The sequence below is a fragment of the Hyphomicrobium sp. genome (assembly GCF_003987855.1).
In the GTDB taxonomy this organism is placed as follows: Bacteria; Pseudomonadota; Alphaproteobacteria; order Rhizobiales; family Hyphomicrobiaceae; genus Hyphomicrobium_B.
On record NZ_RXIZ01000007.1, the window covers coordinates 118703 to 132789 of the forward strand.

The 14087-nt window shown below is 61.1% G+C and carries 14 protein-coding genes; 2 read left to right on the forward strand and 12 right to left on the reverse strand.

The annotated features are described in order from the left end of the window. Positions 1-4 precede the first annotated feature (4 nt). Together EKK30_RS05850 and EKK30_RS05855 are read left to right on the forward strand one after the other, a co-directional pair. Positions 5-1330: an APC family permease gene (locus EKK30_RS05850; protein ID WP_290981639.1), complete on the forward strand. Its 1326-nt coding sequence runs from the start codon at positions 5-7 to the stop codon at positions 1328-1330. 17 nt (positions 1331-1347) lie between these two features. Further along, on the forward strand, positions 1348-1644 hold the full coding sequence (locus EKK30_RS05855; RefSeq protein ID WP_290981642.1) for a hypothetical protein: 297 nt from the start codon (positions 1348-1350) through the stop codon (positions 1642-1644). Positions 1645-1732: 88 nt separating this feature from the next. Here EKK30_RS05855 and EKK30_RS05860 read toward each other — a convergent pair whose 3' ends face one another. The 12 genes from EKK30_RS05860 to tolA form a co-directional block, all read right to left on the reverse strand. Next, the gene (locus tag EKK30_RS05860) at positions 1733-2356 is read right to left on the reverse strand and encodes a pyridoxamine 5'-phosphate oxidase family protein (protein ID WP_290981645.1); all 624 of its coding nucleotides are present in this window, start codon (positions 2354-2356) and stop codon (positions 1733-1735) included. Beyond that, a complete protein-coding gene (locus EKK30_RS05865) occupies positions 2344-2967 on the reverse strand; it encodes a glutathione S-transferase family protein (protein WP_290981648.1) in 624 nt (207 codons plus the stop codon). The genes EKK30_RS05860 and EKK30_RS05865 overlap by 13 nt, the downstream gene beginning before the upstream one ends. A 120-nt stretch (positions 2968-3087) precedes the next feature. Beyond that, positions 3088-4191 (reverse strand): dihydropteroate synthase, encoded by a 1104-nt coding sequence (gene folP, locus EKK30_RS05870; protein ID WP_290981651.1) that lies wholly within the window; start codon positions 4189-4191, stop codon positions 3088-3090. A gap of 99 nt (positions 4192-4290) precedes the next feature. Then, a complete protein-coding gene (ftsH, locus tag EKK30_RS05875) occupies positions 4291-6240 on the reverse strand; it encodes an ATP-dependent zinc metalloprotease FtsH (RefSeq protein WP_290981656.1) in 1950 nt (649 codons plus the stop codon). 152 nt (positions 6241-6392) lie between these two features. Then, on the reverse strand, positions 6393-7730 hold the full coding sequence (gene tilS / locus EKK30_RS05880; protein ID WP_290981660.1) for a tRNA lysidine(34) synthetase TilS: 1338 nt from the start codon (positions 7728-7730) through the stop codon (positions 6393-6395). Positions 7731-7781: 51 nt separating this feature from the next. Beyond that, entirely contained in the window at positions 7782-8885 is a 1104-nt protein-coding gene (gene ybgF, locus EKK30_RS05885) for a tol-pal system protein YbgF (RefSeq protein ID WP_290981663.1), read from the reverse strand. 88 nt (positions 8886-8973) lie between these two features. Beyond that, complete coding sequence (locus EKK30_RS05890; protein ID WP_290981666.1) at positions 8974-9765, reverse strand: OmpA family protein; 792 nt, start codon at positions 9763-9765, stop codon at positions 8974-8976. A 155-nt stretch (positions 9766-9920) separates the two neighbouring features. Further along, entirely contained in the window at positions 9921-10433 is a 513-nt protein-coding gene (gene pal, locus EKK30_RS05895; protein ID WP_290981669.1) for a peptidoglycan-associated lipoprotein Pal, read from the reverse strand. Between the two features lie 463 nt (positions 10434-10896). Further along, positions 10897-11022 (reverse strand): hypothetical protein, encoded by a 126-nt coding sequence (locus EKK30_RS05900; protein ID WP_290981672.1) that lies wholly within the window; start codon positions 11020-11022, stop codon positions 10897-10899. 36 nt (positions 11023-11058) lie between these two features. Beyond that, complete coding sequence (locus EKK30_RS05905) at positions 11059-11193, reverse strand: hypothetical protein (RefSeq protein ID WP_290981675.1); 135 nt, start codon at positions 11191-11193, stop codon at positions 11059-11061. Positions 11194-11449: 256 nt separating this feature from the next. Then, the gene (tolB, locus tag EKK30_RS05910) at positions 11450-12790 is read right to left on the reverse strand and encodes a Tol-Pal system beta propeller repeat protein TolB (protein ID WP_290981678.1); all 1341 of its coding nucleotides are present in this window, start codon (positions 12788-12790) and stop codon (positions 11450-11452) included. Positions 12791-12873: 83 nt separating this feature from the next. Beyond that, positions 12874-14052, reverse strand: coding sequence for a cell envelope integrity protein TolA (gene tolA, locus EKK30_RS05915; protein ID WP_290981681.1), 1179 nt, complete (start codon positions 14050-14052; stop codon positions 12874-12876). Between the last annotated feature and the right edge of the window lie 35 nt (positions 14053-14087).

Here is a 14087-nt window from a genome sequence, read left to right on the forward strand (position 1 = left end):
GACCGTGAACGATAAACCAAACGGCAATCCCCACCTTCGCCGCTCCATCGGAACGACGCAACTCGCGCTCTACGCCCTTGGAAGCATGATCGGGTCAGGCATATACGGGCTCATCGGCAAAGCGGCCGGGCAAGCCGGATCCGCAGTTTGGCTATCGTTCCTTGTCGCGCTCGTCGCGGCCCTGCTGACGTCGCTCTCGTATGCCTCGCTCGGCTCGCGCTATCCGCGCGCTGGCGGCGCCGCTTACGTCACGGATCGCGCCTTCGGCATTCCCTTGCTGAGCTTCACGGTTGGCCTCGCGCTCGTTGCCTCCGGCCTGACTTCAATCGCGACGCAATCCAAGATCTTCGCGGCGATCATCGCTGACTTTGCGGGCTGGGGAGCCGTTTCGCCAACCGCCATCGCCGTGGGCTTTCTGCTTATCCTGTCCGGCGTGGTTTTCCGCGGCATCCGCGAAAGCATGTGGGTCAACGTCGTCTGCACGATCATGGAGGTCTCGGGCCTGCTCCTGGTGATCGGCTCGGGGCTCTCGTATTGGGGCAGCGTCGACTATTTCGAAATCCCTCCAGACCGAATTGATTCCGGCCTGGCGGTTGTCGTCGTCCAGGCTTCTGTATTGGCCTTCTTCGCGTTCATCGGCTTCGAGGACGCCGTCAACGTCGCGGAGGAATGCCGCGAGCCCGAACGAACGATCCCTCGCGGTCTGATCATCGCGACCGTGTCTGCCGCAGTCCTCTATGTTGCGGTATCGATCACCGCTGTCTCGGTCGTTCCATGGCAGGAACTTGCATCCGCGCCGAGCCCGCTTACAGCTGTGATGGCGAAGAGTGCGCCGAGCCTGCCCGCAGGCCTCATGACTTTCATCGCGCTCTTTTCGGTCGCCAACACGGCCCTCGTGAATTACGTCACCGCCTCGCGCCTGATCTACGGCATGTCGGGCCAGGGACTGCTTCCGAGCCTCCTTGGCCGCGTGCACAGGACACGCCAGACGCCACACATTGCCATCGCGACACTCCTAGGTGTGCTGGTGCTGCTCGCTGTCGCCGGCGAAATCGCCGACCTCGCTGCCGCGACGGTGCTGTTGCTGCTCGTCATCTTCGTCGCCGTGAACGCCTCGCTCGTCGTGTTGAAGCGTCGCGCGGGCGAGCCAGCAGGCCGTTTCGAAATTCCCGTCGCCCTGCCGATGATGGGCATCGCCGTGTGCTGCGGACTTCTGATCACGCGCTTGACGAGTTCCGATTGGCGCGCGCCGCTGCTGGCAGCTCTCCTCCTCGCCGGTATTCTCGGTCTCTACGCCATCTTGCGGATGACCAAAGTGAGCCAGCGCTGATACTGCAGAAGGGGATTATGATGTCAGACGGTCAAACGCTCGTTTCGGGCCTCGCCTACCTCGCGATCGTCGGACTGCTCGTATACCTGCCACTAACGGCCCGGACGTTCGTCTCGGCTTTGATACGCGCCGCCATTCTGGCCGTCCTCGTCATTCCGGTCTCGATTATGCTTTCGCCGGATACTTTGGCGCCGACACATGCGCTTGGCCGATTCCTTGCTTTCTTGCTCGCCGCGTCGTTGACGTACGCCGTCAAGCGCCTGCTCCTCTTCATCGTGCGGAAGCTTTCCGGCCCCCGCACGACGGCACCGTGATCAATGCGCGTCGTTGACGTACGCCGTCAAGCGCCTGCTCCTCTTCATCGTGCGGAAGCTTTCCGGCCCCCGCACGACGGCACCGTGATCAATGCGCGTCGGACTGGCTTGTTGATCTCAAGCGCCCGTTCTCGTCTTCCAACTCTGCGATCCGCGTCTGCAGTCGTCCGATAGCGTCCTTCACATCTTCGAACGGCAGCATTCGCGGGATGTGCTGCGGACAATTGCGATCCCACGCTTCGAGCGTGAAAACGATGGCGCGTTCCGGCCGCGCGCGATAGCTCGGATCACTCAGCTTAGTCATGAGCTCGTCATCGCCTTCAACCACCTTCGCCGTACCCCACAGCTTCACGCGCCGCTGGTGCACGTAGTCCATGATGAAGATGTACGCCTTCGGGTTCTCGGCGAGATTACCGATCGTGATGTACTGCTTATTCCCGCCGTAGTCCGCGAACGCCAAAGTCTTCTCGTCGAGGATCTTAAGAAAGCCAGCGGGTCCACCCCGATGCTGAATGTAAGGCTGTCCATCGGCGCTCGCTGTTGCCATGTAGAACGATCGCGTCTCGGCAATGCGTCCGGCAAGGTCATCATCGATGGTCGTTGGCCAACCGTGCAAGCGCTCCATGCGCTCGTACTGTTGCCGTGATCCACGCCGCGCCTGCTCAGCCTTCACCGCCGGAGTGAAAGCGATGTCTGAAGCTATGCCGGACATGGCACACTTCCCTCGCAGCCTGGCATGCCGATGAAGCGCGGCAGCTGCTTGATACGCTCGACCCAGGACGACACGCCCGGATAGGGTCCGAGCGGCACGCCGCCTTCCCATCCGAGAGCCACGTATGGCATGCACGCGATATCGGCGATCGTTGGCCGATCCAATGCGAGCCAGTCCCGATCTTGAAGGTGGCGCTCCATGAGCTCAAGGATAAGAGCAGCTTTCTCGCGCGCCGCCGCGATGTCGAGCTTCATCCCGAACTTGTCGTGCAGTCGCGCATCACCGGGGCCACGGGGGATCTCGTTTTCGGCCACCATCAGCCATTGCATGACCCGAGCCATCGGCTCAGGGTCAGTTGGCAGCCACGTCTCGCCGCCCCACTTGCGCGCGATATAAACGAGGATCGCCTGGCTATCTCTCAGGATCAGATTGCCGTCTTCGAGAACGGGCACCTGGCCGAAGGGATTGAGATCAATCAACGGGCTTTGCTTGTGCGCACCGCTCATAAAGTCAACGGGAACGAGTTCAACCGGCAGGTCGAGCAGGGCGCATAGAAGCCTGACCTTGTAACAATTACCCGAGACGTCGAGATCATAAAGCTTCATCGCCATGGTCCGCTCCTCTTCGCTCATCAATGTCGATGGCGCCGAGATAATGCATTCCAATGGATGGAGGCAGACGGCTATTCCGACAAGCACCCTTCCGAAATTTGGAAGGCTGAAACCCGAGCCTTAGTTGAGCCCTTTCTCGGTCCCGGCGGCGCAGGCCCGCCAAACCTCGATCGCTTGCTTCGTCTCGGCAACATCGTGCACGCGCACCATTTGTATACCGGCCGCGGCACCCGAGATCGCGCAGGCCAGGGACCCCGGCATGCGATCCTTGGCGCTCTCCACGTTGCAGAGTTGCCCGATCATCTTCTTGCGGCTGGCGCCAAGCAAAAGCGGAACGCCAAGACCGTGATACAGCGGCAGGCCCGCCATCACTGCCACGTTGTGGTGAAGGTGCTTGCCGAACCCGATACCGGGATCAGCGACGATTTTGGCTTTCGGGATGCCAGCGGCAATACAGGCTTGAACCCGGCCCTCGAGATAATCGAAAACATCCAGCACCACATCGTCGTACTGCGGATTGTCGTTCATCGTCTTCGGGTCGCCTTGAGCGTGCATGATGATAATTGGCAATCCGGTTTCGGTCGCGACTTCGAGCGAGTCCGGCTCATGCGTAAACGCCGAGACATCATTGAGGATGTCCGCGCCGGACGCGGCGGCTCGCTTCATCACCTCCGCTTTGCGCGTGTCGATAGAGATCACGGCATCCGTTCTGGCGCGGAGCCCCTCGATCACTGGAATGACGCGACGGATTTCCTCTTCCGCCGAGACGTAATCAGCCTGCGGTCGCGTACTCTCTCCGCCGATGTCGAGGATGTCCGCCCCTTCCTCGATCAGCCGTAGCCCATGGTCGATTGCCTCGCGCGCGGACCCGAATTCGCCGCCGTCCGAAAAGCTGTCCGGCGTCACGTTGATGATGCCCATGATGCGCGGCCGGTCGAGCGAGAGGCCGGCAAGCCTTGCCCGAGGTTCCGAAAGCTCCTGCAGAATGTCGGCGGCGGCGAGCGCCTCTCGCCCCCAGTCGCCGCTGAAGGCATCACCGAGCACCACGGTTCGGCGCTTTGTTTCAGGCGCACCGCGCGTCAGCACGTCGAGCGCCGCGAACGACAATCGGCCACCGGCAAGAGGCAGCCCCTTCCATTGGGGAACGTCGGCCTCGTCGATGGCGCGCCGCTCGCCCCTATCCCAGAAGATGGCGGTAGGTTGCAGGTAGATGGAGCGTTTCATGTGTGGTGAGTGCCCGAGCGATCAACGATGTCACGAAAAAGCGGCCGCGAAACTATCGCGGCCGCTGGAAGATTGATAGCCGACCGTACCAGCCAGCCCTTATTGAGGCTGCGGCTCCGGCCCAATGTCGATGCCGCCCTGCGGCTCACCACGCGGACGCGGGGGCTGGCGGCCAGCAGAAGGAACGGCTGATCCCGCCGGGCCTTTCGAACTGTCGTCATCCGTCGGACGCGAGATCTTCTCTCCACGCATGATCGACTTACACTCTTCGCCCGAGATCGTCTCGTACTCCATGAGCGCCTGCGCCATGGCTTCGAGCTCAGCCTTGTGCTTGGTCAAAACCTCCCAAGCGATCGACTGCCCGGTCGTCACGATGCGACGCGTCTCTTCATCAATGAGCTTGGCGGTTTCCTCGCTCATGTTCTTCTGCTGCGTGATCGAGTGGCCGAGGAACACTTCCTGCTGGTTCTCGGAATAGAGCAACGGTCCGAGTTTCTCGCTCATGCCCCACTCGGTCACCATCCGCTTGGCGATTCCGGTGGCCTGACTGATGTCGCTAGAAGCGCCCGTATTGAGGTGCTCGCGACCATAGATCAGCTGCTCGGCGACGCGGCCGCCGAATGCCATGGCGATTTTGCCCTCGCACCATTGCTTGGAATAGCTGAGGCGATCGCGCTCCGGCAAACTCATCGTGACGCCCAAGGCGCGCCCGCGCGGAATGATCGTCACCTTGTGCAGCGGGTCGTTGCCCGGCACGACGAGGTTGACGATCGCGTGGCCGGCTTCGTGATAAGCCGTAGCCAGCTTCTCTTCTTCCGTCATGGCCATGGTCTTGCGCTCGGCGCCCATCATGACCTTGTCTTTGGAATCCTCGAACTCCGCTTGTGTGACCAGCCGCTTGTTGCGGCGGGCAGCCAGCAGCGCCGCCTCGTTGACGAGGTTCGCGAGATCGGCGCCCGAGAAGCCAGGGGTGCCGCGTGCGATCACTTTCGGATCGACATCGGGCGCCAGCGGCACCTTCTTCATGTGCACACGAAGGATCTTCTCGCGACCGAGGACATCCGGATTGGGAACGACGATTTGACGGTCGAAACGGCCCGGACGCAGAAGGGCAGGATCGAGCACGTCGGGACGGTTCGTCGCCGCAATGATGATGATGCCTTCGTTGGCCTCGAAGCCGTCCATCTCGACGAGCAGCTGGTTAAGCGTCTGCTCGCGCTCGTCGTTGCCACCACCGAGGCCAGCGCCGCGATGCCGCCCGACCGCATCGATTTCGTCGATGAAGATGATGCAGGGTGCATTCTTCTTCGCCTGCTCGAACATGTCGCGCACGCGGCTGGCGCCGACGCCGACGAACATCTCGACGAAGTCGGAGCCCGAGATCGTGAAGAACGGCACGTTCGCTTCGCCCGCGACGGCGCGTGCGATCAGGGTCTTACCGGTGCCCGGAGGACCGACGAGCAAACAGCCACGCGGAATTCGCCCACCGAGCCGCTGAAACTTTTGCGGGTCCCTGAGGAACTCGACGATCTCTTCCAGGTCTGCCTTGGCCTCATCGACGCCGGCGACGTCCTCGAAGGTCACGCGGCCGTGGCGCTCGGTCAAAAGCTTTGCGCGCGACTTTCCAAAGCCCATGGCTCTGCCGGAGCCGGACTGCATCTGGCGCATGAAAAAGATCCATACACCGATGAGCAGCAGCATCGGGAACCAGCTCAGAAGAATGCTTGTGATCGACTGCACTTCATCCTCGGCAGGTCGGGCTTTGAACTTTACACCCTTGTCCCGCAAAAGCTTTACGAGATTTGGGTCTTCCGGGGCGTAGGTCGAAAAGGAAGTATCGCCCGCAGCATCCCTCTTCGTGCCGGTAATTCGATTACCCGCGATCGCGGCTTCCGTCACATTACCCTTCTCGACGGCGTCAAGAAATTCCGAATATTGAATTTCGTTGGCACGGCGAGTGGTGCTCGGATTGCTCACGAGATTGTAGAGGGCCAGCAGCAGCACGAAGAGCGCGGCCCAGATCGCGAGTTTCTGATAATTTGGGTTCATCTCTATCCTTGATGGCACCAAATGGCGCCAAACGGCACGTGCTCGGCGGCACTAGTGCCCCCAAGGTTGGAGACTAACATAGGGGGCTAGGTAGCGCCGCACAAGTTCATGCGTTTACCAACCTTTCGGCACATTGGAATAGCCAGCATTCCTTAATTTTCAGCCGCGTGAAGGGGCAGCGCCGTCATGCCCTCCGCGTCGAGCCGAGGTGCATCCAACCGGGCAAATGGGGCAAGAGCGGGGGCTGCAATGAATTCCTCGCCCGCCCAAAATGACGGCACGGCACGGGCCGCCCTCGCCGGCGGCCTGCGGCCGGGCACAAGGCGGGGTGCGATCATTGCATAACCACGTTCGCCGAGGGGCCGCACTGTCACAAAATCGATGCCTCCAGCCGAGACCGTATCTAGCGAAAAACGTAAGCGAAACCGCCCATCCCACACGCGCGCCTCACCGCGAAAGAGGCGTGTTTCAAGGCCAGTGAGCCGGCCAAGCTCGCGCCAGACGCGGATGAAGCGCGGCCCTGTCGAGATCATTGCCCCGCCCAGTGTTGCCGTTGATGACACATCGCGTTGCATACGCGCCACCAGATCTTCGATCTCGGACAGCTGCGCCGCGGGAGTATCGCCCCCGTATCGCCTGACCAGCCTCTCGATGACGCGCTGCCGCAAGAGCGCAGGACCGCTCTTGAATGCTTGGCGCTCCAAGCACGCGAAAACTTCATGGCCGAAACTCAACCCGAGCGACGAAACGAAGACGTCTTCGGCGTAGGACAGGGCGTCGCGAGCATCACCCAGACGGCGGGCGGAAGCAGCAATTGCTTTCGACGACAGTCCTGCTGCCTCGAGCTTGGCAAGATGCGATCGCAGACGCGCCCGCTCAAAGCGCAGATCGATGTTCGTCGGATCCTGGACGGCATCGACGCCGCGCGCCGCTAACGTCGCGATCAGGCGCGCTTTGGGAAAAGCAAGCAACGGACGTACGAGGGCGATTGGTGAGCCTTCGCTCAACGGGCGCTCAGAAGGCATTCCTGCCAACCCATCGACACCGGCTCCGCGAGCAAGACGCATCGCAAATGTCTCGACCTGATCGTCGCGATGATGCGCTGTGGCGACCGCGATGCGTTCTCCGCGCGAACCAAGCAGAGTTCGCGCGTGCTGTTCGAGGAGCCGATAGCGAGCCTCGCGCGCCGCCGCCGGCACGCCAACCGAGGGCTTCAAGCCAGTCCAGGTCAGGATGACGTGCGGCAAACCAAGTTCGCCCGCCGCGGCAGCCACCATCTCTGCTTCGTGCCGCGAGGTGGGACGGAGCGCGTGGTCGACGCTCGCGACCGAAACGACAGGTCCTCCTGCTCGTCCGGCGCGCCACTGAGCAACAAGCAGCATCAGCGCCATGCTGTCCGGACCGCCCGAAACGGCAAGGATCAGATGATCGAAAGCAGCCAAGCGCTCGAACGCTGCCGCAGCTTCGATAGCGGTGATTTGCTCTGGCAAGTCCTGACGCACGCCACGGTTGGCAAGCTCAAACAGAGCCCGCCGCTCCTGTTACTGACAACCAACCCGCTGGCGCTCATTTTGCGCGCGGGATCTCACGCTCTGCGGTGCCGTTGGGAATTTCGAGGCCAGCTCCGCAAATGACGAACAAGCTGCATCTTTTTGCCCAAGCCTGTCGAGTGACATTGCGAGCTTCAGCAGACTGTCAGCCGCTTTACCGCTCTGCCCGTAATTCTGATAGCCTTTGAGGAAGGCACCGGCTGCTGCCTTGTACTGACCGCGCACGAAATAGGTTTCGCCGAGCCAATACTGTGCATTTCCCGATAGCGAGTCATTGGGGAATTTCTTCAGAAAATCGGTAAATGCCGTCTCGGCCGAGCCGTAGTCGCGCTGGAGGAGGTAACCGTACGCCGTCTCATAGGCTTGCTTGGGATCGCCGCCCGTTTCGGCGCCAGGAGGAAGCGCTGCAGTCGCAACAGGCGCTCCGGGCGCTGCCGCCCCGGCACTTCCGTCATTTGCTGGCTGGCCCTGTTTTGGCTGCCCTTGGCTGTTCAAATAACCGCCGATGGCGTCATTCCCGTTGCTCGCTGAAGAAACGGTCGTCGATCCAAATCCTGGCGCCGACGATTGAGGCGCGCCGGCGCCGCCGTCGGCCGCTGCATCTGTCCCGCCGGAGATTTCGGATTTACGAGACAGGCCGGTGCTACGCAGTTGATCCGATAGCTGCTGCACTTGCGCCGACAAGGCGCGCACCTGCGTCTCGAGACTGTCGATGCGCGCGCCATCCGCGCCCCCAGCAGATGGGAACGGAGCGGCGGCTGCGCCGCCACCACCACCGCCACTTTTCGTTAGAGACTCGAGCGTGCCCACAACGACCTGCATATCGACAAGCTGTTCTTCCAAGGCCTCGACGCGTGCCTTGAGCGCCGCATCTCCGCCACCCGCGGCGGCAGCGGCGGGGCTGGCCTTGCCCGGCCGCGCTTCATTGGACTGTGCAGCGACAGGAATAGGCGCTAGCTGCGTCAGGGCGCACGCTGCAGCCAGCACGAGCGTCGCCGACCACACGCCGTTTTGTTTTTTCTCAGCACGCTTGGCCATGCCCGCCCTGCCCTTCGTATTGGAAACCGCTGAAACGCGAACCTTGGAGGCTTCCACCTCACCTCCGGCACAACCTACCCCAGCCGGCCGCGCGCCTCCACCTACGATGGGTCGCAGTCCCCGTTCAACATCTTGCGCTCTCGCGCTACTGCGAAATCTGGTTTTCTGACCCGATCAACCCGCCGGATCGGTCAGTCGTGGTCTGCTTCGTCAGACTGGGGATCTGCTGACTGGACCGCCATCGAGCATCCGAGTGCCAATAGTTGATCAGCACTTCGACATTGCGATTCTGTGCTTCGCAGAGCGGCCCGTCGCAGAGCGCCACCCGATCCTGGTTGCCCGCAGCCTTAATCTCTATGCGGCCCGGCTGGAGCCCGGCAGCTATCAGTCGATCCCGGACTGTTTGGGCGCGCTGTAATGACAGGTTCCGGACCGCGGCTTCATCGCCCTCGCTGTCCGCTCGTCCGATAACCATGACCGACAGATCAGGGCGTGCATTCAACCAGCGCGCCTGCTGCTCGATCATGCTGCGCGCCCGCCCGCCCAGCGCAGCGCTGTTTTCGGCAAAGAAGACTCGGTCGCCGACATCGAAGAGAAACGCGCGCCTGTACTCAGCCGTACGCTCTGCCTCGTCGGCTTTCAGCCGTGCGCGGGAATCGGGGTCGAGTTCACCGCGATCCAGGGCTGCGAGCGCCCGTTTGGCTTTCAGCGCCTCCGGTGAACCTGGGTAGTCGGAGACGACGCGGTCGAGAAGCCGGCGGCCGGAATCGTCGACATGATCGGACAAAGCATCGAGCCCGTCCTCCAGAAGCTCGGCGGCCGTCTCATCTTCGGAATCACGCTCCTGTGCGCCAAGATGAGGCGCCAACGCTCCCATCACGGTGAGGACGCTACAAATAATGCCGACCGCTACAAATGAAGTCCGCAATTTAAACATCGAGTACGGCGCCGCATGAATTACACAACGCCGTTATGCTCGGCCAATTAGGCCAAACTTTGCTGAATTGAGATTAGGTTAAGGCTTCGCGAACGTGTTGCAAATTTGAGCCAACTTCGCGAGTTGGCTCAAATCTGGCGAAACATTGCGCCCGCCTATCGCTGGCTGACGACGCCGCCGCTGTTGAGCACGGTCTGCGCGCGTCGATTCTGCGACCAGCACGAGATGTCGTTGCAGACAGCCACCGGGCGTTCCTTGCCGTACGAAATCGTCCGAATGCGCGCGCCGTTGATTCCGTGCTGAGACAAGAAATTCCGCACCGTCGTGGCGCGTCGGGCGCCAAGCGCAATGTTGTATTCCCGCGTGCCGCGTTCGTCCGCGTGACCCTCGATCGTAATCGTGTACTGCGGATACTGCTGCAGCCACTGCGATTGCTTCGTGAGCGTCTGTTGCGCTTCCGGCGTGAGGTCCACCGAGTCGGTCGAGAAGTAGACGATGTCGCCGACATTCTGAGTGAAGTCGCGCTGCGAACCCGGTGTCGCGTTGCCGTACTTGCTGCTGAGCGCATCCGGCTGCATGTCCTTGTTTGCGCATGCAGCGAGCGTCACCGCAAGAACCGAAACGGCGGCAAGGCGCAGACCTAAGCTCCGCGCGAACGTGGCCATCATTTCGCTAATCCCTTCGTATCGATCTCGTCTCTTGCACGAGTCGCATCGCGAATCTTCCGCCAAGAGAAACGGTTTGTCCCTTGTGCCGATAACCGAGCGTTCGGCCCAAAATATGGCCGATTCCACGGAGGGAGCCCCATCTCACTCGCGATACGTTCGTACGATCCGGGAACCCCGCAGCACGCCTCTGCCCGAAACTTCTATCATCGGGATTCAAGGTGTGTGTGCGACTAATTTGAATTACGAGCACTTTTCTACGCGGTTTTCCCCGAGTTCCTCGGGCTCACTGAGGATCAACTTGACCCGAAACTCTTAATCATTCGGTAACGCACTCGAAAATCGAATCGATCGTGCGTGTGAGATGCCCCAAAAAAGCTCAAGACCGAGATGATGGCACGAAATGCCAACAACTCGGCCTTGAAGATTGGGATGAAAAACGCAGTACTAAGAAGTCAGGGTGCGCTTAGCGCGCAACCTGCTCCGAAGCGACGGGCCCGCCGAGTTTCAGCGGCGTATGTTCTGCTTCACGACGGCAAGCGCCGAGAGCAACAGCAGCCAAAACGGCAGCGAGTACGATTGCGTTCTTCATTGTAGTCTCCTTTGAGGTCTAGATTACGCGCTAAAATTAGCGAGCAACCGAGTCGCTAGCGGTCGGGCCGCCGAGCTTCAAAGGCGTATGCTCAGCTTCGCGACGGCAAGCGCCGAGAGCGACAGCCGCAACAACTGCTGACAAAAGGATCAGCCCCTTCACACCCTGCATGGTCATATCTCCTGATACGATTCCGGCAAAAGCCGTACTCTGGGGTACCGGGAGGGCGCTCCCCGATCAAGAACGCAGGCGCTAAATCCCAAGTTTTCCAACCCTATAGATGCGAAAATGCAACGGGCGAGAGTGGGCAAAAGTCAACACTTTTTGGCGCTCCGTTAAGAGCGCCAACGCACTGATTTCGCTCGCACTTACGTTTCGAGCCGAAGTCATCGTTAATATCTTGGGCAGCGCGTTCGTGAAGGATTTCTTAATTGAGGAGGGGTGACCAAGCCGGGTCCGATGCGAAGGACGGGGTGTCGACCTTTCGCTCGTTGTAGCCGGTGATGTCGACTGAGAAGATTCGAGCCCCTCCCGCCTCGCCGTTGCTGAGATCACGGAAGAACATGAGCACTCGACCGTTGGGGGCCCAGGTCGGCCCTTCGTTATGGAAGCCCTCGGTCAGCGTCCGCTCGCCGGAGCCGTCCGGTTTCATCACGCCGATGATGAACTGGCCCCCGGCCTGACGGGTAAAGGCGATGTAGTCGCCGCGCGGCGACCAGACGGGGGTCGAATAGCTGCCGTCCCCCTGGGAGATCGGATGCGGGTTCGAGCCGTCCGCGTTCATCACCCATAGCTGCTGGCGGCCGCCGCGATCGCTTTCAAAGACTATCTGGCTTCCGTCCGGTGAATAGCTGGGGCTGGTGTCGATCCCGTTCGACTGGGTCAAGCGGCGGGGCTGCCTGGAACGAAGATCCATTTCGTAGATGTCGGACCCGCCGTCCGGCCGGCCAAGGCTCATGATGATCCGCTGACCATCGGGGGAAAATCGTGGCGCGAACGTCATGTTCGGGAAATCACCGACGATCTCGCGCTTGCCCGTCTCGAGGTTCATGATGAAGACCCTCGGCTGGTCGCTCGTGTACGACATGTAGGTGATTTCCTGGTTCGTCGGCGAGAACCGGGGCGTCAGCACGAGTTCGTTGCCCTGGGTGAGAAGGCGAACGTTGGCGCCGTCCTGGTCCATGATCGCCAAGCGCTTCACGCGCCGCTCCTTGGGACCTGTCTCGTCGACGAACACGATGCGGGTATCGAAGTAGCCCTTTTCGCCGGTTAGGCGCTCGTAGACGCTGTCGGCGATCATATGCCCGATCCGGCGCCAATTGCGCGAGGCCGTCGAGAACCGCTGACCGGTGAGCTGCTTTCCGCCCGCAACGTCCCAGACGCGAAATTCTGCGCCGACACGGCCGTCGCCGCTGTTCACGACCCGGCCAACGACTAGAGCGTCGGCTTGTATCGATCTCCAGTCACCGAACCGGGGCAGAGCGTTGACGTCGCGCACCTGTTCCAGGAATGACGCGTGATCCAGCGGCCTGAAAAGGCCGGAGCGTTCTAAGTCCGCTTCCACTACGCCAGAAATCTGCTGCGCGAGTTGCTGATCGTCACCGAGAAAGGTTGGGATCGCAATCGGGATTGGCGCGATGGTGCCTTCGGTCTGCGTGCCCTTTAGCTGGGCCATAGCCGGCGTTGAGAGCCCCGGAACGAACCAGATCCCCGCGGCGGCGAGGGCAGCAATGGACAACAGCCGTTTCAGGCGGACTTTCAAGGTCATGAAGGCTCTCTCATGCGTTCCGTCGGCGTCGGGGTAGAGGTTGTGACTTCGCTTCGCGGTCGATTGAAGCATCTTTTAGGCGATTACAACATTTGTCGCGGATCGAAAGTCCAGTCGATGACCTTCCAGCCACCTTCATATTTGTCAGGCGGCAGATGGAATGGGGAGCACATGCGCACGGCTCGCAGGGCGGCTTCCGCGTAAACCTGTCCGGCCGTCGTGTTTGGCGCAGACGTTACCCGCGGATCGGAGGCCAGCGACCCGTCCGGGTTGAGTTCCCAATGGAGTTCAACGACAGGGACTTCATCGCCGCCGCCCGTTCCAGGTGGGCGCCAGCAGCCGTTGAGTTGCGATTTGAGCATACCTTTGAGCAAGTCCTGCTCGCGCGCCGAAAGCACAGTGTCCGTGCCGGTCGCAACGCCCGCTTCCTTACCCGTATCGAACGCGTCCGACTTTGAGCCGGACGCCTGCTGACCCTTCTTCCGCTTATCCTTGTCGAGCAACGCCTTGGGCGTTGCATCATCCGGCGACTTTTCGAGCAAAGACGCGATCTTGCTAGGATCGAACTGCTTCTTTGCAGCCTCGGCTTTCTTCTTCGCCTCTTCCTGCTTTTTCTTCTTGAGTTCAGCCGCCTTCTTTTTCTTTTCTTCCTCGAGCTTCTTTTTCTTCGCTTCGGCTTCCGCCTTCTTCTTTGCCTCTTCTGCGGCCTTCTTCTTGGCTTCCACCTCCGCCTGCTTCTTGGCTTCCTCGTCGGCCTTCTTTTTTGCTTCTTCAGCCTTCTGACGTTCTTCCTCTGCCTTCTTTTCTTCCGGCGTCGGACCGGGCTGCGGCTCAGGCGGAGGCGGAGTGGGCGCGGGAGGCGGCGTTTCCTCGATCTTCTTCGCTATCGGATCGGATTTCGGAGTCTCGGCCGGCGGCGGCGATGGCGGAGGTTCGGTAGCCTCCGGCGGCTGCGGTTCGGGCGGGGGCTCAGCCTTGGCCACCTGCTCTTCGGCGGGCGGTGGCGGTGGCGGCGGCGCGTTGGCAGGCTTCGGGGTGTCGTTCTTGTTTTCGTCGAGCGTCGGCTTGTCGTTCGACTTGGTATCGAGGTGCTTGGCGTCTTCGCTTCCCTGCTTGAGCCGCAGAAACTCAGAAGGCGTGATGAGTTCAGCCGAAATCGCGGGCGTATCCGGCGTCAGCGGAGGCGCTGAATGCATGGACAGCAGCGCCCACCCAAGAAGCGAGGCGTGAAGAAGAATGGACAGAAAAAGTCCGAAGGGCACGGCTCAGCACCCATGATCAACAGAAGGCGGCACGT

Bases quoted from the DNA above. Each gene is read 5' to 3' on its own strand.
- EKK30_RS05855 (WP_290981642.1), top strand. From the start codon at position 1,348: ATGATGTCAGACGGTCAAACGCTCGTTTCGGGCCTCGCCTACCTCGCG.
- EKK30_RS05860 (WP_290981645.1), bottom strand. From the start codon at position 2,356: ATGTCCGGCATAGCTTCAGACATCGCTTTCACTCCGGCGGTGAAGGCT.
- EKK30_RS05865 (WP_290981648.1), bottom strand. From the start codon at position 2,967: ATGGCGATGAAGCTTTATGATCTCGACGTCTCGGGTAATTGTTACAAG.
- folP (WP_290981651.1), bottom strand. From the start codon at position 4,191: ATGAAACGCTCCATCTACCTGCAACCTACCGCCATCTTCTGGGATAGG.
- ftsH (WP_290981656.1), bottom strand. From the start codon at position 6,240: ATGAACCCAAATTATCAGAAACTCGCGATCTGGGCCGCGCTCTTCGTG.
- EKK30_RS05890 (WP_290981666.1), bottom strand. From the start codon at position 9,765: ATGTTTAAATTGCGGACTTCATTTGTAGCGGTCGGCATTATTTGTAGC.
- pal (WP_290981669.1), bottom strand. From the start codon at position 10,433: ATGATGGCCACGTTCGCGCGGAGCTTAGGTCTGCGCCTTGCCGCCGTT.
- EKK30_RS05900 (WP_290981672.1), bottom strand. From the start codon at position 11,022: ATGAAGAACGCAATCGTACTCGCTGCCGTTTTGGCTGCTGTTGCTCTC.
- EKK30_RS05905 (WP_290981675.1), bottom strand. From the start codon at position 11,193: ATGCAGGGTGTGAAGGGGCTGATCCTTTTGTCAGCAGTTGTTGCGGCT.
- tolB (WP_290981678.1), bottom strand. From the start codon at position 12,790: ATGACCTTGAAAGTCCGCCTGAAACGGCTGTTGTCCATTGCTGCCCTC.